The organism is Wenjunlia tyrosinilytica, assembly GCF_014646055.1.
GTDB lineage: Bacteria > Actinomycetota > Actinomycetes > Streptomycetales > Streptomycetaceae > Wenjunlia > Wenjunlia tyrosinilytica.
The window spans coordinates 1-21,833 of the sequence record NZ_BMMS01000056.1 but is presented as its reverse complement, the minus strand read 5'-3'; the positions used below and the strand labels follow the sequence as shown (position 1 = coordinate 21,833).

At 67.1% G+C, this 21,833-nt stretch carries 19 protein-coding genes and 1 pseudogene; 4 read left to right on the top strand and 16 right to left on the bottom strand.

Annotated elements, in window-relative coordinates:
- Positions 1–400: 400 nt before the first annotated feature.
- The 10 genes and pseudogenes from IEY86_RS33920 to IEY86_RS33875 all read right to left on the bottom strand — a co-directional run bounded on the left by IEY86_RS33920 (position 401) and on the right by IEY86_RS33875 (position 11,483).
- Complete coding sequence (locus IEY86_RS33920; RefSeq protein WP_189135755.1) at positions 401–754, bottom strand: hypothetical protein; 354 nt, start codon at positions 752–754, stop codon at positions 401–403.
- A 9-nt stretch (positions 755–763) separates the two neighbouring features.
- The gene (locus tag IEY86_RS33915; protein WP_189135754.1) at positions 764–1,225 is read right to left on the bottom strand and encodes a hypothetical protein; all 462 of its coding nucleotides are present in this window, start codon (positions 1,223–1,225) and stop codon (positions 764–766) included.
- Between the two features lie 329 nt (positions 1,226–1,554).
- A complete protein-coding gene (locus IEY86_RS33910) occupies positions 1,555–1,806 on the bottom strand; it encodes a hypothetical protein (RefSeq protein WP_189135753.1) in 252 nt (83 codons plus the stop codon).
- A 33-nt stretch (positions 1,807–1,839) separates the two neighbouring features.
- Positions 1,840–2,118 (bottom strand): hypothetical protein, encoded by a 279-nt coding sequence (locus IEY86_RS33905; protein WP_189135752.1) that lies wholly within the window; start codon positions 2,116–2,118, stop codon positions 1,840–1,842.
- Between the two features lie 1,853 nt (positions 2,119–3,971).
- Entirely contained in the window at positions 3,972–4,409 is a 438-nt protein-coding gene (locus tag IEY86_RS37745) for a peptidoglycan-binding domain-containing protein (protein ID WP_265806105.1), read from the bottom strand.
- Positions 4,410–4,764: 355 nt separating this feature from the next.
- Positions 4,765–5,400 (bottom strand): site-specific integrase, encoded by a 636-nt coding sequence (locus IEY86_RS33895; protein ID WP_189135750.1) that lies wholly within the window; start codon positions 5,398–5,400, stop codon positions 4,765–4,767.
- A gap of 219 nt (positions 5,401–5,619) precedes the next feature.
- A complete protein-coding gene (locus IEY86_RS33890) occupies positions 5,620–7,314 on the bottom strand; it encodes a sigma-70 family RNA polymerase sigma factor (RefSeq protein ID WP_189135749.1) in 1,695 nt (564 codons plus the stop codon).
- A 1,244-nt stretch (positions 7,315–8,558) separates the two neighbouring features.
- Positions 8,559–8,959 (bottom strand): annotated as a pseudogene (locus tag IEY86_RS33885) (DUF6009 family protein).
- Positions 8,956–10,488: a DNA primase family protein gene (locus tag IEY86_RS33880; RefSeq protein WP_189135747.1), complete on the bottom strand. Its 1,533-nt coding sequence runs from the start codon at positions 10,486–10,488 to the stop codon at positions 8,956–8,958. Before IEY86_RS33880 ends, IEY86_RS33885 begins: the two are co-directional and overlap by 4 nt.
- Entirely contained in the window at positions 10,485–11,483 is a 999-nt protein-coding gene (locus IEY86_RS33875) for a bifunctional DNA primase/polymerase (protein ID WP_189135746.1), read from the bottom strand. Before IEY86_RS33875 ends, IEY86_RS33880 begins: the two co-directional genes overlap by 4 nt.
- 955 nt (positions 11,484–12,438) lie before the next feature.
- Here IEY86_RS33875 and IEY86_RS33865 point away from each other — a divergent pair.
- From IEY86_RS33865 to IEY86_RS33855, 3 genes are read left to right on the top strand one after another with little or no spacing between them, the layout of a single operon-like run.
- A complete protein-coding gene (locus tag IEY86_RS33865) occupies positions 12,439–12,696 on the top strand; it encodes a hypothetical protein (RefSeq protein ID WP_189135745.1) in 258 nt (85 codons plus the stop codon).
- A complete protein-coding gene (locus tag IEY86_RS33860) occupies positions 12,693–13,328 on the top strand; it encodes an RNA polymerase sigma factor (RefSeq protein WP_189135744.1) in 636 nt (211 codons plus the stop codon). The genes IEY86_RS33865 and IEY86_RS33860 overlap by 4 nt, the downstream gene beginning before the upstream one ends.
- The gene (locus IEY86_RS33855) at positions 13,325–14,542 is read left to right on the top strand and encodes an ATP synthase subunit B family protein (protein ID WP_189135743.1); all 1,218 of its coding nucleotides are present in this window, start codon (positions 13,325–13,327) and stop codon (positions 14,540–14,542) included. Before IEY86_RS33860 ends, IEY86_RS33855 begins: the two co-directional genes overlap by 4 nt.
- Positions 14,543–14,649: 107 nt before the next feature.
- On the opposite strand, the gene IEY86_RS33850 is transcribed toward IEY86_RS33855, so the two are convergent.
- From IEY86_RS33850 to IEY86_RS33825, 6 genes are all read right to left on the bottom strand, one after another.
- Positions 14,650–14,922 (bottom strand): hypothetical protein, encoded by a 273-nt coding sequence (locus IEY86_RS33850; RefSeq protein WP_189135742.1) that lies wholly within the window; start codon positions 14,920–14,922, stop codon positions 14,650–14,652.
- A gap of 93 nt (positions 14,923–15,015) precedes the next feature.
- Positions 15,016–15,861 carry a transposase gene (locus IEY86_RS38380; protein ID WP_373287134.1) on the bottom strand — a complete coding sequence of 282 codons (846 nt, stop codon included), beginning with the start codon at positions 15,859–15,861 and terminating at the stop codon, positions 15,016–15,018.
- A 162-nt stretch (positions 15,862–16,023) separates the two neighbouring features.
- Positions 16,024–17,976, bottom strand: coding sequence for a DUF3732 domain-containing protein (locus IEY86_RS33840; RefSeq protein ID WP_189135740.1), 1,953 nt, complete (start codon positions 17,974–17,976; stop codon positions 16,024–16,026).
- Positions 17,973–18,458, bottom strand: a complete 486-nt coding sequence (locus IEY86_RS33835) for a three component ABC system middle component (protein ID WP_189135739.1) — start codon at positions 18,456–18,458, stop codon at positions 17,973–17,975. Before IEY86_RS33835 ends, IEY86_RS33840 begins: the two co-directional genes overlap by 4 nt.
- Positions 18,458–19,672, bottom strand: a complete 1,215-nt coding sequence (locus tag IEY86_RS33830; RefSeq protein ID WP_189135738.1) for an ABC-three component system protein — start codon at positions 19,670–19,672, stop codon at positions 18,458–18,460. The genes IEY86_RS33835 and IEY86_RS33830 overlap by 1 nt, the downstream gene beginning before the upstream one ends.
- A gap of 587 nt (positions 19,673–20,259) precedes the next feature.
- Entirely contained in the window at positions 20,260–20,931 is a 672-nt protein-coding gene (locus IEY86_RS33825; RefSeq protein WP_189135737.1) for a hypothetical protein, read from the bottom strand.
- A 431-nt stretch (positions 20,932–21,362) separates the two neighbouring features.
- On the opposite strand from IEY86_RS33825, the gene IEY86_RS33820 reads away from it, so the two are divergent.
- A complete protein-coding gene (locus tag IEY86_RS33820) occupies positions 21,363–21,527 on the top strand; it encodes a hypothetical protein (protein WP_189135736.1) in 165 nt (54 codons plus the stop codon).
- Positions 21,528–21,833 lie beyond the last annotated feature (306 nt).

Sequence of the window (21,833 nt, the reverse complement as noted above, 5' to 3'; positions counted from 1 at the left end):
TGCCTGAATTCCCTGCTTCGCAGGGAATTTTGAAAAGCTGTCGGAATTTCGCTGCGCTCAATTCCTTGCCCCCGGGATCCGCCCGGGGGAGACGGTTGCCCGCTTCGCGGGCACCGAGGCTGGCAGCAGCGGGAGGGGGTCGGCTTGACTGTGGGGCAGGATGGCAGGGGGTCAGGAGTCCCTGCCGGTACGGGAGGTGAGTGCAGGTCGGAACCGGCATGCATCAAAACAGTGATGGGTGGGGTCTGGGATTCTGAGCCACCCCTTCCAGCCCCGATAGCCTCATCATATGCATCACAGTGCATTCGGGTAGAGAATGGGATTGCATGCGCCTCCCTATCATCGATGCGTCAGCTAATGAAATCAGGCGGGAAACCCACTGAAAACCTAATGCCGATCATCAGCTGGGAGAGATGTCGATTCTGACTCCCAGGCTCTGTGAATATTCTTCGTTGGCTTTGGTGTGCCACCATTCGTGCAGATGGGTGCGTACCAAGAAGGCGAAGTAGTCCAGGGTTTCCTCGGGTGGCGATCCGGCCAGTACCCTGGCTTCCGTTCCGGTGTAGGGAAGGCGGACTCGCCAGAGTTCGGGGTTCATGCCGGGTGGGGAGACCCGGACTTCGAGAATGACTTCAGCGAGGGTCTTCCTCGGGAAATTGATCCTCAGACTCTCGAGTTCAAAGCCTGTGCCCGCCGAGTCACGCGGTTCGGCTTGGAGCCGATCGCGCAACTCGGCGGCTACGTCTGTGCTCATGTGCCGAGTTTAACAGCGCTTTTTGCTTGAAAGGAGATCGATGTAGTAGGCGGTGATCACGCCTTGGGGCCTCACGCCGTTGCCGTGGTACGCACCGGCGTTGTAGACGATGCGGAAGTACTCCATCGGCGGGCACGTGTCGGTGTACATGGAGAAGCCGCCGGCGTCGTTCGGCGTCCCGCGCCAGAACGTGTCCGTCATCTTCTTGTCGAACGCCTTGCTCCACCGCTTCCGCTTCACGAGGTGGCGGTAGCCGAAGGAGTCGTTCCCGCAGCGCAGCACGTAAACATACGGGCCGCGGTAGTACTTTTTCGCGATGCTCTTGTAGGACTTACCCTCGCACATCTTCTTCGCGGCGGGTGAAGCCTGTATCTGATGGGCTTGTGCGGTTGCGGCGTACGGAGCGCTTACGGTCCCCAGGACCAGCACCCCGCAGATGGTGGCTAACTCGGCGAACTTTCGGACAGTCATCGTCCCCCCCTTGCCTGTGCGGCGCTCGTGCCAAGATCTGCCTGCTGCACCGCTCTTGACGCAAGGTTATTTCGCTCAGGCGTTCGAGGCAAAAGGATAACGCGTGGCCATACTCATGGGCAGGAGTCGTGCCTCTGCCGTTTCGCGGAGCCTGCGATGGGTAACGCAAGTGCCGGAAAGGCACTGTGATCAGGGCTTGTACAAGGGCTCTGCGCACAGCGGCGCACGTGATGTGCAGCGATAGCGCACCCATGACCCCGCAGGGGCCCGCGTTTTTGGATCAAGCCGGGAAGGAGACCATGTCGCGTGTGGGGGCCCGTGGTTGGTGCCTACTGGTCCGGGTTCTGGCCGACCCGCCCGGACAGCGCCTCGATGATCTCGGCGTTGCGGTGGTCGATGTGCTGCTTGAGTTCCTCGATCCGGCTGGTGATCCGGGCCTCCTGCGCGGCAAGACGTTCGCCCAGGGTCATGGCGAGCTGAATGCCGTTGGTCTGGATCAGCCCCGTCAGGCGCTGCTCCATCTCCTCCATGCGGCGGGTGAGCGCGGCGAGCTCGCGCTCGGGGATCGGGTTTTCAGGCATGGGTTCCTCGTCTGTGGTGTGGGGGCAAGGGTTTCACGCCGTGCGGTCACGCTGCGCCGGGCGCTTGGGCCGCACGGAGATGCCGGCGTCCTGCAACCAGCCGTAGAACACCCCGGTGCTGATCTGTGCCAGGTCCTGGGTCCGGCGGCGGGGCGCGCCGATGCGCACGGCGTTCACGGCCGCGGCGCTCAGTGGCTTGAGCAACTCCTCCGCCTGCCTGACCAGGTCGGCGCGGCGCCTGCCCAGGTCGGCCACCTCACGCAGGGCAGCGGCTTGCCGCTCTTCTCGCAGTGCGCGGTCCTCGTCGGTCACGGGAGGAGCCTAGCCGAAAAGCACGCTACGTGTACCACTTGCACGACGCGTGCTTCTCTTGGGGTGAGCCTGGACGTCCGAGCTTTTCACCGTCGAGCGGTCCTGCGATCGGCTCCATGGAGCGCTGCTCGCCGTGCTCCCGATGCTCGCTGCCGCTGCCCATGCCCCGTCCACTCGGCCAAGCTCCGCTCTCGACGGCCCGCCGCCCTCTACGCTGTGTCGCATGCTCTGGCGGCCGGGAATCCCCCGTACCCGGCCGCCAGACCCGGAACCCCCGCCGCCGCTACGACAGCGGCGCCACCCGGCCCCGGCCGGGCCCGTGGAAGGCACAGCGCAGCGCCCCGCTTCCCGGGCCTGCGCACCACCACACCCACTCCCCCACACCACCACCACGGGCACGGGCAGGGCGGCAGACGAGGGAAGTCCGGCCGTGGTGAGTCCCGAAAAGGCCTACTGAGCAGCGCAGATGCGCGGGCCCGGTGCCCACAGGCGCAAGTGATGGTGCAAGCAATGTCGCAAGTGATGGCGCAAGTGATGTTGCCGGGCGTGGTGAGTGCGCACGCAGGCACGCTCCCGGCGCGGCCCCGATGCGCAGCGGCACCGTGAGAGCGGACAGCGGCCGGGCGGCGGCATGGGGGGCCGAGTGCGGGGAAGCCGTGGTGCAGCGGGGGCCGGCTATCCCCCCGCGGCGGTGCCGGTCGGCCCCCGCCGCCGCACGCCCGCCCCAGGTGCGGCGAACGGCTGACCCCGGCGTGGGCGGGGGGATGAGCGCGGTCGGCCCGCGGCATGCACGGAAGGGACGCCCCTTGGTCGGTCTGTCCCTCATGGCCGGCCGCACCTCCGGGAGGCCGAGGGCCGGTGCCCGCAATTCAGGGTGCAGCCGCCGGCCCGCCATACATCCCGCTGACCGCGCAACCAACCGCGCAATTCCCATGCCGGTTGCTGCGCATTCGACGGCCATGGGCCACGACAATGCTTCTGGCCAGCGCTGCGCAGCCCACCGACAGCGGAACCAGCGATTCGGATGCTGTAGACGCCCAGACGCCCCAAGGCGCGTGCACACCGGGTTGAACCCGGGCCGCGGCCGCCGCAACCTCTTGCGTGCGCCCAGGGGGTCCTCAGTCCGGCCGCCCCCAAGCCCCCGCAATTTCGCACTCGAGGCACCCTCGGGCCAGAACCCGGGCTCTCCCGGCGCGCACCGCTGCCGAGGACGTAGGTTGACGCCCGCATCCGATCACCGTCCCCACGCAAGGAGAATCCGTATGCCGCGCCGCGAGGCCCCGCTGGACCCGCACGCCGGTCCCGTCCAGCAGTTCGCATCCGAGTTACGCCAACTGCGCCGGCAAGCAGGCGGCATCACTTACCAGGCAAGGGCCGAGTGCACCCGGTACACCGTGCCGACAGTCCAAGTCCGCAGCCAGCCACGAACTGCCCTCGCTGCCGGTCACCCTCGCCTACATCACCGCGTGCGGCGCAGACCCCGCCCAGTGGGAGCAGCGCTGGCACCACGCGGTAGAACAGTCGGCCGCCCACGATGCCGAAAACGACGGCGCCGTGCCGCCCTACCTGGGACTGGCCCGGTTCGAACCCGCCGACCGGGAACGGTTGGCTACTGAGGGCTGCGGCATCGAGGCCGCGATGGGCGCGGGCAGGGTGGAGTACACGGCTTGGAGGATGTCCGCGTGCACCTGCAGACAGCGCAGCGGCGGCAGGTCGCCGGAGGCGGCAGGTCGATGACGCTGATCAGACGGTGCAGTTCGAGCCCGTCGAGCGCGGCCTGCAGCCGCGACGGGCGGAAGGAGGGATCGAGAGAGGTCAGCGCGCTGGTGCCGTGGGCGGGGATATCCCAGTTGTCAGCACAGGTAAGTGGACGAGTCGGCCCAGTAGATGAGGTAGGACCAGGTCTGCGGGCCGATGAGCCCGTCGACGGTGATACCGGCACAGCGCTGGAACCTCCTGGTCGCGGCTTCAGTGACCGGTCCGAAATCCCCGTCCTCAGGCATCGAGACCCCAGTCATGGACAGGTTCAGATAGCACTGTGCCTGCTGGACCGCCGCCCCTGATGAACCACGCCTGATCGTCGGGCGGCTGCTGGTGTAGTTGCACGAGTTCGCCGGTCCACGGGGAACGGGGTTCTCAGGAGGTGCCACCCGTGTCGTCGTGACCGTTGCAGGAGGCTGTTTGGTCACCGTTGTCGTCCTCGTCGGGACGGCGGTGGCGGTGGCGCTGGTGGCACCCGGAGGCGCCGTTGTGTTGGTGTTGCCCTCCGTTGTGACGGTACTGCACCCCATTGCTAAAGCAAGTATCAGCAGGGACGCCGCAGGTATCGGCCATCGCATAGGCACTCGTCTCCAGCGTCGGCGAGAGGGCAGCACGACCCTCTTCCAGCCTGCACTCCCATCACGCCCACCGCATCTGGGGGAGTCCAGAAGCCGAAACGAGCCGATCACACCTGCCGACTACAGCTCCATCCCGGCATCGGCCCCCTGCGTGCACCGCCGTGCTGACGTGTGACGCCGCCTCCGACCACCGGAGGGAGGCGACGTCAAACCCAGCACACCCAGGCCCGCCGACCATCACACAGGAACGGGCGAACCCATGACAGCCACCCATCACCGTGCCAGCCGACCGATGACAGCCACGTGGTCATCCCATGACAGCCACGACGAAACGAGGAGCCGCGTCGTACCAGGCAAACAACCCAACACCCCAGATGACGCCCAACCCACCCCACCACACCCCCAACTCACAGCCTTCCAGGGCTCGCCATGTGGCGTTGTCGAGGGCGAGGTCGACGCTGCGGCCGGGGAAGCGGACAGTGCGGGAGGCAGTGCTGATGTGGTCGAGGGTGAGGTGGCGAAGTTCGGTGGTGGTGGCAGCGTGGAGGAGAGCCGCCAGCCCGATGAACGCCTCGTGCGGGAGGACATCCTTGCCGGCACTCCAGCGGCGGTAGAGGGCACGCTGCTCATCGAGAGTGAGCGTTGAGCCGCTGAAGCCACGTGGCTGCGGGGCCTGCACGGCCGCGGCGGGATTGTGGAGCACCAATCCGGTGCGGTGGGCGTGGGAGAAGAATTGTCTCAGGCCCGCGAGCCAGGAGGCTCTGCGGGCCGGGTTGCGGGCGAGGAATACCTCCACGTCGGTGACGTTCACGCCTGTCCAGGAGCTGTGTCCCTGCGCGTGGATGTGGAGTGCCAGGTCTCGGATGGTGTCGAGGCGGATCTCGATGGTCTGGAGCCGGTTCGGTCGCAGGCCGAGACGCTCGGCATTCGCTCGCTGGGCCACCAGCGCCTCCGCGAAAGCGCGTACGGCGGGGCGCAGCGGGGCCGGGGTCGCTTGGATCCGGTGTTCCGGAGCACTCTGCCCCCGAGCTTCATCCGCGGCTGCCGCCTGCCCAGCTCCGGCAGCAGCGCCACCCCGGCCTCTGAGGCGGCCGGGTACAGCTCTCGCACCGAATGCCCCCTCCGGCGCGCTGGCCGCGATGGTGTCCGTAGCAGATCAGGTTCAATGGTGCTCAACGAAAGCGCGAATGGTGCTGGCAAGGCGCTTGTAATTGTCGGACTTTATGCCTGCGGACTCTCCGCTCTGAGCAAGAAACAAACTCAGGCTTGCGGCGCAGATCTTGTCCTGTCGGTCTGGCAGGTTGCAATAGATCGAGCTCCCCCCCGAGGTGGAGACCTGGGAGACGAACAATGCGACGGTGCTGTTGCTCCGCGTTATCCCGTCGTTCCACAGGCGTCGATCGCCTTGTGGGGCCCACACAAGCGAGGCGTAGAAGTTGGGGGTGCCAGTTGAGATCGGCTCTACGACGTGGCCCGAGGGCTGGGTGCAGTCGTGGTCTGACACCAGGGATGCAACCTCAGGGATGTACTCACAACCCCAGGATCGTTGGATGGAAACTCCACCGGGGCTCCACGCTTCGATGACGCCTGAGTGATGGTTGTCCCTCTCCATACCGAAGGTGACGTTTCCATCGGCTCCGCGGCTGGCCTGGCAGGTGCTCCCCTTGGGGCCAAGCACAAAGTGTGGCCGATTCTCACCGTAGAACACATCTCGGCTTCCAGCGACGGCTGCTTCGGCGGGAAGCAAAATATGGTTCGGTAGGTGGACGGTAGCTGGTATCCGCCCTTTAGGGGGACGAACGATAGACTCTTCCTTGCAAGGCAGGACGTTGGCCACTGGGCTCGCATGGACAAGTGGCGGCGCCGGAGTCGTCTGAGAGCCTGGTGGGGTGGAGGAACTAGTGAACAGCAGAATACTGACCGCGATCGCCGTCGCTCCCATTCCCGCAGGAGCTCCGCGGCCGGCGGATGGTTGATGAGGGGCGGCATGTGTCTTGGGGGCAATGTGCTCGATGGCCTGGGACACCTGCTCACGGAATGCGGTGGCGAAGACAACCGGGATGAGCGCGGGTGCATAATCCCACTTCAAGGCATTTATCTCGCGTCGGCACACAACGCAATCTCCACAGGTCGGGCACGTGCTGTAGTGCTTGACAACCTGTTTGTATAAATCTTTAGTGAAGCCCTTGCCGACGTGCTCGTCGAGGATTCGGGCAAGCTCGGGACAGCGGGTGCGGTCCCCTTTGGTCAAAATCAGGACGTGGAATCGTTCAGCGATCTTATGGCAAAGTCGGGTGCTTCGATTGCTGATTGTCTTCTCGGGCTTGTTCAGGCGTGCGGCGATCTCGATGGTGCCGAGTTCCGCAACATGTCTGAACTGATATAGCTTCTGGTCAAACGGGTCAAGGCTGGCCACGACTTCCGGGAGCAGACGAAGCACCTCGGCCAAGCGGACGGGATCATGCCCACGATGCACAACCTGCGTGTGGTCGGCTAGGTCTTTGACAGTGCTTTCCTCAAAGCCGAGTACCTCCTTTGCCCCCCGGCTGCGGTGCTTCCGCACACGCAGTTTGGCGATTTCCATCAGCCAGCCGCCCAGTCTTGCTGACTCGGCTGGCCACCGGCAATCCTCCAGGAGCTTGAGAGCCTCGGTGAAGGTGATCTGCCCGACATCGTTGGCATCCTCAGCGTTACGCAGTGTGCCTGCCAAGTAGCGGTGAATGTCGTGTGCATGGCGTTCGATGATGACTTGGTAGACCTGGGTCCGCGCCTGCCGTGGTGGTCGTGGTTCTTGCCGCAAGCAGAGCACAAGATCGGCATCGGAGAGCTCGCTCAGCGTCAATGGCTCAGATGCCACAAGCCCCCCTGACCTGCAGTGATCCATATCTCGAAAGTAGGCATAAAAGATCTTGGCCCCGATCTCGGGAAAACGGGAAGGCTCGCGGCCTGTCCCTCTGCACGGCCCCCAAGCCGAGGAGGAACCAATGCCCCGAGCGCAACGTCAACGTGCCGCTGGCAGGCAACAGCAGTCACCCACCCGCCACACCGCAGACCGGCCAGGTTCGCTGCTCAGGGCTGCTGCGGGCGGGGCGGCAGGAGCTGCTGGGTTGTCGGTGGTCTTGGCGGAGAACGGCCACTGGGTAGGCGTACTAGCCGCGGTCGGTGTCGCGGTGCTGGCGCCGCTAGGGCAATTGATCATTCGAGAGTGGTTTTGGTTGCGTGAGCAGCACCACTCCCGGCGCGACTGGCGATGGGCCATCAAGAACCTGTCAGCTGAAGAAGCGGAAAGGCTACTCGCACTGCGCAACGACACCCGCGAGCAGTTGGTCCGCTCCCGGGTTGCCGCTGACGGCGGCCATGTCCCCGACCGGAGCCTACGTCGGCAGGACTTCCAAGATGCGCGTCCGACCCCCGCATCCCCGGAGCCACATGGGAGCGACACGTAACTGAATGGGATGCTCCGGCCTTGTTTCATCTTCTGCAGCGATCGGTCAGGGAACGAGAGGCTGCATGTGGCTGGCACAGCGCAACTGTCTCTGTTCAGCTGGCAATCATCACTGCCAAGTTGCTCTTCCGGACAAGATTCGTCTCGGCTCTGACCTGAACACCGCCTTGGACCAGCAGGGCCATGATGCGCTTCCAGCGCTGAGCTGAATCGTGCTGGCGATTCCTCATCGGCCTCGGCTTGGAATGCGCGCCCGGGCTCGGGGTCGGTGAGGGCTTGGCGGACGCTTCGCATGGTGGGCTCAGGCTTGGCGGTGTGCCCATGCTGGTGACCGGCAGCGGTCACGTCGTGTCTCCTGAGCAGGCCGGAGGCGGAATCCGGGGCCTTGGCGGTCGCCCGGCGCAGCTTCGCTTTTGGCGGTGGCCGATGGAGAATCTCACCTTGCCCACAGCGATCCCCGCATGCCGCAGCTACACCTGGGTCGCTGAGGGGTCCAGGGGTGAACCGGAACGCCCGAGGCCGTTGGTGGACGCGAGGAGGTAGGGCAGGTCGGCGGCGCAAACGCCAGCGATCCATGGTGAGTTCCAGTGAGATCGCGAACCGTACCTGCTGGGGACAGCCCAAGAGGCGCAGGAACCGTGCGATAGGGGGCCGGGTCACAGAGGGAGTGTTATTCCGAGTTCTTGCATGGCCGTGGAGGGGGTCCGCCTTCGGAGCGTTCGGTCTTGCGGCCCTTGCTGCCCGCGGCCAGGGTGCGCGGGTCGACGGCCTCGGCCGGGGCACCGGTGGCGTACAGGCCCTGCGGGTCGGTGTCGCGGTCGTGGGGCACCAGCCAGAACACGCGGCGGCGGAAAGTGCCGGAGGAGCGGGAGGGCTTGGCCTGCGGGCCGAGCCGGGCGTAGCCGACCATGCGTCCGTCGCGGTGGTAGGCGGGTCTGCCGCGGCGGGTGGGCAGGCGGTCCAGGCTCTGACGCACGTAGTCCAGGTCGGTGGTGTCCTCGAGCCAGACGAGTTCGGCTTCGTGGAGGAGTTCGTCCTCGCTGATCAGGGAGCTCATCTGGTGTCCTGTTCGTCGGCGAGCAGTCCGATGCCGGGGTAGTACTTGCGTGAGTTGGACAGGATCATCTCCTTCGGAGAAGCCCGCCCGGCCAGTTCTCTGGCGCGGGCGGCGAAGGCGCGCGAGGAGATGGCGGGGGCTCCCTCGTCCTGGCACCAGGCGCGGTAGGCGGCGTACAGGCGTGCCTGCTCCGCCCGCATGTCGGGATCGAGGGCGCAGCGTTCGTCGAAGAAGCGGCCGGTGTGGTCTTCGGTGTCGGCGTAGGCGGTGGTGGCGATGCGTACGCGTTCGGGGCCGGTGAGGTCCTTGTCGCCGGCGAGGTAGCGGCGGGCGCCGTCGATGAGCCAGTTCAGGATGCCGGGGCCTTCTTCGGTGACCAGGATGTCGGCGAGGTTGTCGATCTTGCGGTCGTCGGGGACGACGCGTTCGAAGGGGATCAGGCGCATGCGGCGCCAGAAGGCGAAGCCTCCGGTGCCGACCTCGGGGCGGTGGTTGCCCAGGAGCCAGAGTTTGTGGGTGGGTTCGAAGCTGAAGAAGTCCTGGCGCATGCGGCGGGCCTTGATGCGGTCGCCGCCGGTCAGCAGTTTGACGCGGGCCTCGTCGAATTTGTCGCCGGGTTTGACCTCGGAGCAGACGATGACGCGGCGGCCGTGGAGTTCGGCCAGGTCGGTGGGGTGGCCTTCGTAGGGGCGGGCCATCAAAAAGCCGGGCGGGGCGGCGTCGGCGTAGTCGCCCAGCAGTTTCATCAGCACGTCCAGCAGGACGGATTTGCCGTTCTTGCCGGAGCCGAACAGGAACGGCATGACCTGGCCGCCGACGTCGCCGGTGATGGAGTAGCCGAGCAGCAGGTGCAGGAAGCCGGTCATCTGGCGGCCTTCGGCGTCGTCGCCGAAGGTGTCGGCGAGAAAGCGCATCCACCGCGGGGCGGGGACCGGTTGGGGGCCGGTGGAGGTGGATCGGGAGTGGAAGTCCTTGTTGGGGTCCGGGGTGCGCAGCAGGCCGGTGCGCAGGTCGACGATGCCGGCGGGGGTGCACAGGGCGTAGGGGTCGGCGTCGAGCAGGGCGGCGTTGAGCACCATGCCGGGGGCGGATTTGGCCTGGGTGAGCATGGCGTTCATGCCGGAGGTGGACAGGGCGCGGCGGCGGTGCTGGTGCAGGGCCTGGGCGGGGTGGAGGCCGCGCGGGTCGGTTGCGGCGATGTTCTCCGCCAGGTCCCCGGCGGCCCACAGCACGGTGTCGTCCTCGTCGATCTGCCAGCGGGTGGCATCCCAGCGGTACCAGCCCAGGCCGGGCACGTGCCGGTAGTCGTTGGCGTAGAGCTTGACGAAGAGTTTGGCGTTGCCGCGGTCGCTGAGGGTGTCCGGCACCAGCCCGGTCGCGGTGGCGTACTCGGCGCAGGCGCGGTTCTGGGTGGCCCCTGTGGCTTGTGCGGGGACTGCGGTGCCCGCGGGGGCGGGGCGGGCGAGGATCTGGGCTGCGACGGCTTGGGCGTCGAAGTCGAACAGGAAGTCCTCCGACGGCGATGTCACGGGCGGCCCCCGACGTGCAGGGGGTGGCGGGAGCCGGCGTTCATGCCGCTGCGGATGATCTGCGCGGCGCGGCGGGCCTGCCCGGGGCGGGCGGTCTCGGCGATCTGCTGCAGGAGGTCTTCGGCGGCCTGGTGGGTCATGTGTCCTGCTGCGACCAGGCCGCCGGCGGTGTAGGCGGCGCGGTTGAGCTTGTCGGAGAATCCGGCGCCCTCCGCGACGGCGGCGCACTCGGCCACCTCGGCGAGGAGAGCGGACAGGGCCCGGGTGGCGCGGTCGCGTCCGCCGCCCGCGGCGATGACGGCCTGTCGGGCGCGGGCCAGCACCGTGCGAGGAAGGGGGACCTGTGGTGGGGGCAGGTGGCCGGTGCGCTCGAGTTCGCCGGCCAGCCAGCCCGGCAGCGCGGCCGGGTGGCGGGCATCGCCGACGGGCGTGTAGGTGCCTGCGCCGGTGGTGGTGCCGGGGGCGATGATGTAGCCGCCGTGGGCCCGCACATCGACCTGCCAGGCCAGCGCCCTGGTGGGGCTGGAACCGGCCGAGCACTGCCAGCGGCGGCCGTCGGTGGCCCGGTACCACACGTGCATGCCGCCCGAAGGCGTGCGCACCCGCAGGGTCTCGCCGTCCTCGGCCGGGCTGGCGGCCCCACGCAGTGCGGCCAGGACCGCCAGGGTGTGGAAGCCGTTGGCCAGCCCGGCCAGGTCCACCTGGCCGGGGATGTCGATGCCCGGCAGCAGGCGGTCCCGGTCGGGCAGGTTCTGTCCGTGGGCGTCGATGTCGATGACCACCAGCCCAGATGGGCCGCACGCCACGCCGACACCGAAGTCGGGGTGGGCGGTCCACCACTGGTCGATCCGGGCGGGGTCGAGTGTGGCGGCGTGGAACCCGTGGCACCAGCGGCCCGCCGCGATGCACGCGCAGTCGGTGTGGGTATGCCCGGGGGCCCGGCACGCCTTGCAGTTCGCCGCAGGCGTCTTGCGTCCGGGAGCGAGCGGATGCACAGCCCAGCCTTGGCCGACATCACCACCTGGCCAGGGACAGTGGAGGCGCAGCGACTGAAGGACCTGGAGCAGGCTGCCGTGAGTCGCTGTCAGGAAACCGCAGCTCAGCAGGCATGCGACTCCCCCATCAGCGACTGAAGCGACTCAACGACGGACATAGACTAGCGAAGCCGCTCGCAGCCGGAGCGCACCTCGGGCAAACGGTCGGGCACTCGTGTCGGCGACCGGCCCCAGCGACTGGGGAGCAGCGACTCAACAGCGGGCACAGCTACTCAAGCACCTTCGGTCGCTGCCTTGGGAGAAGCAGAAAGCCGCAGGTGACATGCCCTGACGGGCAGCCATCAGCGACTGAAGCGACTCAAGCTCCCTATATATAACGCGCACGCGCACGCACGGGAATGTCCTCATATACCCGAACCAAGAGTCGCTTCAGTCGCTGCGATCGCGGTTCACCGCCTGTGAGCTGCGCTTTTTCAATGGACGTGAGCAGCGACCAAGCCGCTGTTCAGTCGCTGCCCTTCAGTCGCTGCCCCGCGACGCCTGGCCGTCCTGCGAGGCCCGGGCCGCCGTCGACGCCATGGACCCGGACGACCGGCTGGACGACCCCGACTTCGTCGCCCGCTACCACCAGGCCGTCGCCGACTACCGCGAGCAACTCGCCCGCAACCGCCGCAAGAAGCTCCGCGTCGCCTGACAATGGGGGGCACGGCGGGAGCGCCCCCGTGAGCCGCCCGGCCTCCCCTTGGACGGCGCGGCGGGCAGCAACGGCGCGGACCGGGCGGTCCCCGCCATATGGCTCGCCTCCCAACACCGTTCAGGTCCCACGTGTGACGGGGCGGAGGGCGGGCCTCCAAAAGATCTTGGACGTTTCGGTACCCATCCGGGGTTGCTCGCGCGATGAACAGGGTGTCAGGCGAGGCCGAGACGAGGAACGGACGGTGCGAAGGTGCACGGAATGCAGGTGCTGGAGGGGGTGATGGCCACCCTGGTCGCATTTGCCGCCGTCGGGGCCGGCGAGTGGAGGAAGGTGCAGCTGGCCAGGGAGCGGCGTCGGGAGCGTGAGCAGGAGCTGCTGGCCAAGATGGTGGCCAAGGTCGCCGACGGCGAGCGGGAGGTCCAGGTGCACCACGGCGGAGCGTCCGGCACCTGGACGCTGACCGGCACTGCCCGCCCGGGCCGCTCGGCGTCCGGCAGCATGCGGCGCGACCGGTGACCGTGCAGGACCATCCAGGCCCGGTGCCCGGCCGCAGTACGGCCGGGCACGCCGGGCAGAGCACCGGCATCCCGGGCCCCCCGGGTACCTCGGCGTTGCCGGTGGTCGACGAAGCGAGGCTCGCCGCGTTCTACCGAGCCGAGATCGACGGACTGCTCACGTACCTGACCCGCAGGATCGGCCGCGATGACGCCGGGGAGCTGGCCGGGCAAATCTTCGAGGAGTTCTGTGCATGGTGGCCGAACACCCCCGGGCACCCCAAGCCGGAACGGACGTTATACCGGATCGCGCAGTGCCGCCTGAACGACCGCTTCCGCCGCCGCGGCCGCACCCTCACCCTCGAGACCAGTGACCTCGAATACCTGGCCGACTCCGTGCGCGAGGAGGGGTTCGCCGCCGTCGAGCTGCGCATCGACTTCGAGCAGGCACTGGCCGAGCTGGACGAGCGCCAGCGGCAGGCCCTGCTCCTGCACCATGTGGCGGGGTTTGCGGTCAAGGAGTGCGCCGAGGTCCTCGGTGTCGGCATCGATAACATGAAGAAGATCCTGAAGCAGGCGCGTGGGAGGCTGCGGCAGTCACCGCGTATGGACGCCTACGAGACCACCGCGACGGCCAAGGAGGTGCACCGGTGAACCACGAGCAGCAGCACAGCGGAACGCGGGGCGAGCGCATCACGTTGAGCGCGGCCGAGAAGGCGGAGGGCTTCGCCGCGGTGATGGAGCGCCTGAAGGCGCGCAGCCCGCAGGAGAAGGCCCGATTGCGGCAGCGGGTCGAGGCAGCCGAGCTAGGGCACCAGGCGTACGCGCTGGGCCACGAGTACCTCGAGAGCGGCGACCACCAGGCCGCGAGACGATGGCTGCAAGTCGCCGCCGACCACGACGTCCCCGGCGCCGAGCAGGCTCTGCACGACCTCGACCTGAGGCAAACCCTCGATCGCCTCACCGACACAGCGCCCACCGGCAGTCAAGGCCCCACCCAGAACACCGGACTGCGCACGGTCATCCCGGCGCACCCGGCCACCTGCCCCATCGAGGGCCCGATCAGGGCCGGACAGCCCTGGCCGCCGCTGGACGAGGCCATGCGGGCGGCGAATCGGATCACCGCAGATGCGCGGGCCGCAGCCACGCGGATCACCGACCAAGCCCAGCACGCGGCCCGCGAGATCATCACCGAGGCGCACGAGCGGGCCCAGGAGACGGCCCGAGAGATCATCGGCGAGGCTCACCGGCAGGCTCGGGCCATCGCTGACGATGCTCATGCCGAAGCCGAACAAATCGGGCTGATGGATCAGCAGGGCGCAGCGGACGCCGACGTGGCGCGCTCTGAAGAAGTGCACAGCAAGGACCGGCCTTCCACGATCAGTGCCGCCCAATGGAAGCGATGGATCCGCCTGAATTTGAATTCGCAGGCGCGTCAGATCCACGATGAGACGGAACCGCAAAATGCCGATGCGGCGGATACGGCACGCTCCAACTTCGATTGGTTCATTGTCGATCCGGATTCGGCGATCTCTTTTATTATGTGCAAGACGGTGACCGGGAGGGAGCAGCGGACCGGGCTGTCGCTGGAACAAGGAGCCGAGCCGGTGCCCCCTGCTGAGCGCCTCGTTCTGGCTACTGACGGGATGGTCGAGCAGCCGACGTCAGGTGAGTGGGACGTCTGCCACCTACTGGCGCAGGGCAGCCACCGCGTGCTGCTGAGTGTGGGGCGCGGCGACGTGGAACCGTGCGCTATCGCCACGACACCACTGCTGGGGAGTACCGAGCCGCCGAAGGTTTGGGCGAGGGTTTTGGCGCTGCGCGAGCTGACCCGGCGGCTTCACCAGGGCGGTGATGGCGCTCGTTGAATCCGGTTCTGGCCGCCATTCCGTGAAGACCATGATCACGGCGATGTGAGGATGCGTGTTCGCAGGAGGGTGAAGGACGCGCGTCCATACATGCTCCTCTGCCGGATCTACTCGCCGAGCATGTTGCCCCGGCGATGGCGGACGAGGTCAGTGAACACGCGGGCCAGATTGCAGGCATTGGTGATGTCAGGGCAGGCCAGCCTGACCTGTTCGAGCTGTGCTGTCTCTTGGGTGGAGAGTTGGTCTCTCGCTCGCAGGATCAGGCCCGTGATCGTGCAGGGGCTGGGAATGTGAGCGGGGGCGGGGACGGCGACGTTCTTGCGCAGTGAGAGCACGTAGCGTGTGAGAGTCGAGTAGCCCCCGCGGAATCCGCGGTCCACGATCTGCTGGTAGAGCTCGGCCGCGTTGGTGTTGCCCGCGGCGTACTGGGCTTGGAGGAACGGCTGAAGCGGTCGAGGGGGGATCTGCGTCGGTCACGGGCTGAGGCGATCAAGGTTTCGAGATCGGTGTCGCGGTAGCGGCGGGCGGTCTTGCGGTCCAGGCCGAGCCGCCGGGCAACTTCGCTGAGCGGGTAGCTGGTGTCGACCAGGCGGTTGACCTCCTCGTATCGTCGTCGGACCCGATCGATGATCAGCGTGGGCGGCAGCGCGTCGAGCAGCGGCATCCTGGGCGGGTCCTCGGCTACCTCTTCCGCGTATTTCCGCACGCAGGGACGGTGCTGATGGCACGTCTTCTCCACTGCACGAGACAGGTTCTGCAGCAGGTGCCAGCGATCGGCCACCTCGGTAGCGTGCGGGGCCCGCCTTCTTGACCACCCGGGAATAGGTGCTGGCCCGGTCACGGCAGATGATCTCCGCTCCAGGATGTTCGCGCAGCCAGGCAGCGAAGGTCTCCGATGTGCGGTCGGGCAGCACGTCGACCACGCGGGTGGTCTCGACGTTTACCAGGATCGTGCCGTAGGTCCGGCCCTTGCGGAAGGCGAACTCGTCGACGCCAGCCCCCCGGGCGCCCGCTCCGGGACCGGCGGGGCTTCCAACAGACCGAGCAGGCAGGTCCGGCCGGCGGCCAGACGTAACTGGCGGCACAAAAGCTCGCCCGCGCGGCCGCCCAATTGCTCGGCGATCGCCTTCAACCAGGACTTCAGCCCGACACTCGACCTGCGGTATCGCTCGGTGAGTCCACCGACCTGTTCGGCGAAGACTTGAGCCGAACCGCCCGGCTCCACCCCACACCTCCTCATCCACCACCGGAAATGCGCCCCTGTCACACCAGCGGCCGGGGCCTCGTGCTGGCGGCGCCGGGTCATTCGTCGCCTTCATCGGTGCGTCGTAGGAGGCCTCATGCGGCCTGGGCTACCCGGCTTCCGGCACAGTCGCCTGGCCAATGGTCGGTTTCGGTACCGCTCACTGCGACGGCCGGGCTCGTCCAATCGGGTCTCGTACCAGGACTCGCCGCTCTCTAGGGGTCCGACACGGGTGAGCTCAATCGGTCGCTTGCCCGATCCAGCTGGGCGGTACGAGGGCTTGGTCGTTGTCGTAACGCCATCGTTGGGTGACGTATGGGCTAAACGCCGGGTGGTCCAGATCCGCATGTTCCATGACAACCACCTGGAACTGCCCGCCGAGTAGGCGCAACGTGTGGTGGATGGCCTGGTAGATGTTCAGCAGCTTGTTGCGGTCGTGGGCTCGCAAGATGGCTTCACCTGTGTGGTCGGGAGGGAAATACACCTGCGAAGGCTGGTCGAGGATCAGAAGGCGAGGCACTGGTCCGCGGTGCTCGGCGAACCACTCATGAAGGCTGAGCAGTGTGGCAACGTGGTAGCCGAGGTGGTTCTCGCCACTGCCCATGTTTGCGAGGGCTAGGGGCCCGTCGGCTCTATCGGCTACGACAGTGAGGCGGTTGACGTCGAGGCGAATGGGATTCTCGGAGTGTTCGAGGCTCAGGCCTGCGGCTTTGCCCGTGATCTTTTGGCTGATGAGTGACAGGTAGCTGGCCAGGCGCTCGCCCTGTGTGTCGTCGCTGAGCAGTTCCTCTAGGTCGGCGATCTGGCGACGCAAGTCTTCTCGGCGGTCATCAACTTGGGGAGCTATCGCCTGATGGGCAGCGGTGTCCAGATAGAGGCTAATGCGTCCTTGAACGATGGCTGCGCGACGTAGATCGTCGGGCTCCTGCTGCAGGGCCCGCAATCCGGCGGTGACCTCGTTGATCTCTTCCTGATTCCGGGCGAGCGCTGAGCGCAGTTCTTGCAGCTGGCCTTCTTCCTGACTGATCAGGCGCTGGATCGCCGGGGTATCGCTGCCGATGACCTGCAGATCGCCCTCCAGATGTGCAAGGTCGCGGGTGAGAGCGGTAACGGTGGCGTTGGCGGAGGGAAGGGAACTGTCACACACGGGGCAGTGCGTAGCGTCGGACGTTTCGGGGTTCCGGCGTAGCAGGCCGAGGGACACAAGGCGAGCGCGTTGTTCGGTGGCCTGGCTGGTGAAGTCGTTGTTCTCAGCGAGGGCTCGCTTCAGGTCGGTGATCTTGACGCGGGTCTGTCCGTGGAGGCGACGCAGTTCGTTGCGGCGCGTGTTGAGGACGCCCAGGGGATCGTCGTTACTGTCCTGGTCGGGTTGGGGGCCGGTGTGATTCAGGGCTTGGCGCAGGAAGCCAAGGACATCGGCGGCCGATGACTCCGGACCGGTGAGCGGGGGCACCAAGTGTGCTTCAACTGCTTCAGTGAGCAGGGCGCGGGCTTGTCCGGCGGCGGGGTCGAGGTTGCGGGTTGTGGCGAGTGCGGCTTCCAGATCGGCTAGGTCGCGGCGCAGGAGGCGAAGTCGGTTGCGCAGCAGGGCCTGCTCAGGGTCGACGGCGCCAAGGAAGTAGGGGATGACGCCGCGGATGGTGTTGGGGCGCCATTCCTCGCCTTGGGAGTGGAACAGCAGGTCGGGATTGGCGACCTCGTTCTGGGCCTGGAGGCAGAAGAACAGGGCGTGGCGGATGGATGGGGCAATGGTCTGGGCTCGGCCGACGGCTGGCACCCGGACGGTGCGGTCGATGCCGCAGAAATCGCTGAGCATGTCTTTTGCCGCGTCCAGCGGAGTGACGAAGTTCAGGTCCTCCAGTGGTGGAGGCGGGGTGCCGGGGGCCTGAGAGATGATGCACAGGACGGTGCTGACGGCGGCTTTGCCTTCGGGGGCGCGGCGGGCGACGAAGAGCCGCTGGTTGGGCTTGACCAAGGTGACGGCGTAGGTGCTGACGTAGTCGCGGACCTTGCCGGCCTTGACCGGGTAGCCCGAGCTGGCCAAGCAGTAGTCGATGATGGTCAGCAGGGCGCTTTTGCCGCGCCGGGAGTCGCCGGTGACGATGTTGAGGGTGCCGGTGTCGAAGGGCACGGTGCGCATCTGGTCCGGCTGCTTGCCATAGATGGTGACCGCCTGGATCTGAAAGGTCACGGCTTGACTCCAAGGAGGGTCAGGACGGTGCTGAGACTTCCGGTGCTGGGCAGCCAGCGCCCGAGCTGGACGGCCGCCTTCTGAATGGTGACGTTCTGTTCCGTTTCGCCCCTCACGGCCTTGGTAAGCGTGCGTGGGACCAGGGTGAGGCCGTCGCCGTTGCAGTGCAGGATGCTGCTCTGCAAGGCGAACAACAGGCCGGGCCGCACCACGGAAGCCAGGGCAGCTGCGTTGCGCGTCATGGCGATTCGCACGGCGTCGTTCTCGTCGAGCCATCCCATCAGGCCGGTTCCCGTGGTCGTTGGTAATACAGCACGGATGGAAGGCTGCAGGGCCATGACGGCGGCGGTGACGGCCACCGGCAGCGGGCAGGGGGCTGCGTACTCCTTGTCGTAGCCCTGGACAGCGCGGGTGCACAGCAGTGCTGTGAAAATCGGGTTGTACAGGGCCCGCTCCTCGCGGCTCAGTTCAGGGGCGGCCATCAGCGTGCTCCGGCTGGCTCAAGGAGGGCTATCAGTCGGGCGGTGAAGTCCGGATGCCAGCCGACCCGGAGTTCGTCGGCGAGCATGTGGTATGACCCCTTGGGGATGAACACTTCCTCGAGACCGGCGCGGATCTGGGCGCGGGCCTCTCGGTCAACGCAGCGATAGATCAGCCTCGCCTCGCGCTTCATCTCCTCCTCGGTCGCCTCGGGGCCGAGGTCCTCCCGCATCTCGGCGAAGCGCGCCTGCCACTCTTCAACCAGTCTGCGCTCGTAGTCGCCGATCTCTCCTGCACGCAGCAGCTTTTCCTCCGACCAGCGCGACCGCTGGGCAAAGGCCCGGATGTAGTCCCGGACGGCGAGGCGGACTCGTTCGGAGCCGACACCGATCAGATCGAGCTGGCGGACGAACACCTTGTCGGCAGACTCGACCGGCTCAGGGTCCAGGCTGGCGATGTCTGGGTCGATGGGCAGATTGTTGGGGCCGAACTGGTGGCGCAGATCGCTGAAGACCTGATCGAACTCTGCTCCAGTGATCGGCACGCCGCCTGGAGTGCGCATTTGCTCGATCACCCGGTCGTAAAACCACCCTTCCAGCCGGGTGAGGAAGGGTTTGGCGAGGTCGCGGTCCACGGCGAGGACCGCATGGCCGAGCATCTTGCTGCGGACCTCATCGATCCTGGGAGCACCGCCGATGACAGCAACTCGGGAGAGCAGTGCGCTCTGCCGCACCGTACCCACCGTTTCCAGTGCGTCGAAGGCTGCGAACGCCTTTTGAAGCTTCTCGCTCTTGGATGCCGCACGGGCCGCCCGCAGAAGGGCGAGGGCCTTGTCTTCATCACGGTCTCCGCTCGCCGTGGACTGAAGGTGATAACCCGCGCTGCCTGGTGGGAGCTCAGCAGTGGTCAGCAGGAACAAGTTGGTCTCGGCGAGGCTGATCCGCCCGCTCGCGGCCGCCTCGCACCAGATCCGCAGTGTCTTCCACAGATCCGGCGCGGAGTCTGTCATGCGGGTTCCCTCAGCGCGCTGCTTGAGCTGAAGCAGCTCTGTCAGCGACCCAGTGTGCTTCTCGATGTCGTCGGCGGCCTCGACGGCGACACTCCACTCGATGCCCCCCATCGACTGCCCAATGCACAGTTCGAGGGCTTTGGCGAACTGGTACAGGTACCCGAGCGCTGAAGCCGATGCTTCGAACTGATCGTCTTTGGCCGTCATAGCCCCCGTCGCCCTTCCTGCCAAGCCGAGAGGGATCTTCCCACGGATGTGACGCTGCGCACATGGGTAGTAGCAGAATCGCAGGGAGTCGCACCGGCAGCGGCCTATGCACCTGGGCGCCCGCGTCCTGCCAACGGTTCAGCCTCTGTCGGTGCAACGCCGAGGTAGTCGGCGGGCTGTGGCAGGCACGGCGCGGGCCAGGCCAGCTCCCACCGCTGAGCACCGGCCTGCAGGCGCTCGCCGCCATGCGGATCTCCACCGGCCGCGGCTACCCGGTGCTCGCCGACCACCTCAGCTACCTGCTGCATGTAATGGTGCCGCCCGGGTCCGGCACCGCCTTCGCCAGCCTTCCCAGCATCCGCGCGATCTCCCGCAGCGGGCAGTCGTGCAGCGCTGCAAGCGGTGCAGACCGAACGCGTGCTGCCCGGTCGGGGCCAGCCTGCTGCGCGAACAGCAGCCGTGTGCCGACCGAACCGTGCAAATGCTGCGCTGGACCACTTGGCGCAGAAGGCTTGCTGGCGGACCGAGTCTCCAGGGCGCCGCGTACCAGCCGGTCGACGGGGTACAGCTCCTCATCCTGCGCCCTCTCATCTGTGCAGGGCGACCACCGCGGCGACCGCGGCCGCGACGGCGGCGAGTGCACCCAGGGCTGTCCACAGCACGATGCTGCGATTCCACCAGGGCGTCGTCGCGGTCGCGGGCTCAGGCCTAGGGTCGACGTTCGCGTCGGCTGTCGCCCCCTGGGAGGCGTGGGCGTGGGGCGCGAACACGTGGACCGGCGAGTTGTCCCCGGAGGTGACGCTCACCGACTGCCCGGAAGGTGGGGATGGAGAGGGCAGATGCCCGCTGCGGTTCATGGCGTTGATCAACTTCCTGTAGCGGTGCAGGACAGCGTGCCGTGCGGTGGAAAGGTCTCGCAGCGACTTGTAGTAGCGGTCGGGCTCCGTGCGTTTCCACTCCGGCGGCACCTCGGTGTAGTCCTGCTCGTCGCGCTGCGGAGGGAAGGTACCCCCGATCTGGTCGCTGAGGTCCTCGAGCGCCGCCACGAGGGCGTGATGGGCACTGGCCAGCTCTGGGTCGACGAAGTCGACGAAGTCGTGCGCGAGCGTCTCGTGCCCGGCGTAGACGGCCTCCGCGAGCCAGTACGGGATCCTGTGCAGCGGCCCGCGACGGGCCAGCGCGGTGATCCAGTCAGCGTCCAGGGGCAGCGCGAGGAGAACGCGCGCGGCTTTCGCGCGGTCGGACAGATGCAGCGTCATGACGGACTCCTAGGAGCGTCTCGATGGTCTGTGGAGACGGCACACGCCCGAGGGCGCTGGCGGAATCTCGTCCTCCGCTCTCTAGAGACGAGTGGTGGCGGTCCACTCGGAGATGCGGCATGACGCTCTGTGCTCGGCAGCAGTGTGCACAATTCCTGCCGCTCGGCGCAACCAGATCCGCGAGACCCGGACCTACATGTGATTCGCCGTCGGTAAGCATTAGCGGGGCATCGCCCGCGCTGAGTGGAGCTTGCTTCGCGGTGACGGTCGGCTGGGGTCCTGGAGGCGCGGCATGGCGGTTGTGGCGGTCACGTGCGAGGGGCCTGGACTGCCGCCATGCCCAGCTTCTCCAGCCCCGCCATTTGAGCGTTCACGCAGCTGGGGCGCCTCAGGGGCTTCAGCGCCCACGGTGAACAGGCCCAGTACCGCACGTGGGCCGGGCGAGCACCGGCGACCACCACGCCGCCATAGCCGACGTCCGCCAAGCGGTGGGCATCTGCCAGCGCATCGGCGCTGCGGAAGCGCCCGCTGCCGCCGAATACCTGGCGGTTCTGGAAATCGAGCCCGAGGCGGACCATGTGGATGCCCAGGAGTGAGCCGTCGGGCCGCCGCCCACCGCGGGCGGCGGCCCGATGCTGCCTGCCGGGATGACCTGCCGCCTGGGCGGGTCTGGATATCGAATGCACTCGGATTGGCTGATTAGTGATCATCCGATGGAGTGACTGGCGGATGGGTGAATACGGTCCGGGGCAGGACACCTGCGGCCGCAGTCGGTGACGTTGAAACCGCAAGGAGTCACACATGTCCATGGTCCAGACTGGAACGATCGAGCTGTCTTCGAACCAGCCCATCGAGACGCGCGGGGGAAACACCTCCACTTTCACCCGCGTCGACTTCCCCAC

Coding starts and splice junctions, on each gene's coding strand:
- IEY86_RS33825 (WP_189135737.1), bottom strand. CDS start 20,931: ATGACGCTGCATCTGTCCGACCGCGCGAAAGCCGCGCGCGTTCTCCTC.
- IEY86_RS33915 (WP_189135754.1), bottom strand. CDS start 1,225: ATGACTGTCCGAAAGTTCGCCGAGTTAGCCACCATCTGCGGGGTGCTG.
- IEY86_RS38380 (WP_373287134.1), bottom strand. CDS start 15,861: ATGAAGGCGACGAATGACCCGGCGCCGCCAGCACGAGGCCCCGGCCGC.
- IEY86_RS37745 (WP_265806105.1), bottom strand. CDS start 4,409: ATGGGGTGCAGTACCGTCACAACGGAGGGCAACACCAACACAACGGCG.
- IEY86_RS33830 (WP_189135738.1), bottom strand. CDS start 19,672: ATGACGGCCAAAGACGATCAGTTCGAAGCATCGGCTTCAGCGCTCGGG.
- IEY86_RS33865 (WP_189135745.1), top strand. CDS start 12,439: ATGCAGGTGCTGGAGGGGGTGATGGCCACCCTGGTCGCATTTGCCGCC.
- IEY86_RS33835 (WP_189135739.1), bottom strand. CDS start 18,458: ATGGCCGCCCCTGAACTGAGCCGCGAGGAGCGGGCCCTGTACAACCCG.
- IEY86_RS33920 (WP_189135755.1), bottom strand. CDS start 754: ATGAGCACAGACGTAGCCGCCGAGTTGCGCGATCGGCTCCAAGCCGAA.
- IEY86_RS33910 (WP_189135753.1), bottom strand. CDS start 1,806: ATGCCTGAAAACCCGATCCCCGAGCGCGAGCTCGCCGCGCTCACCCGC.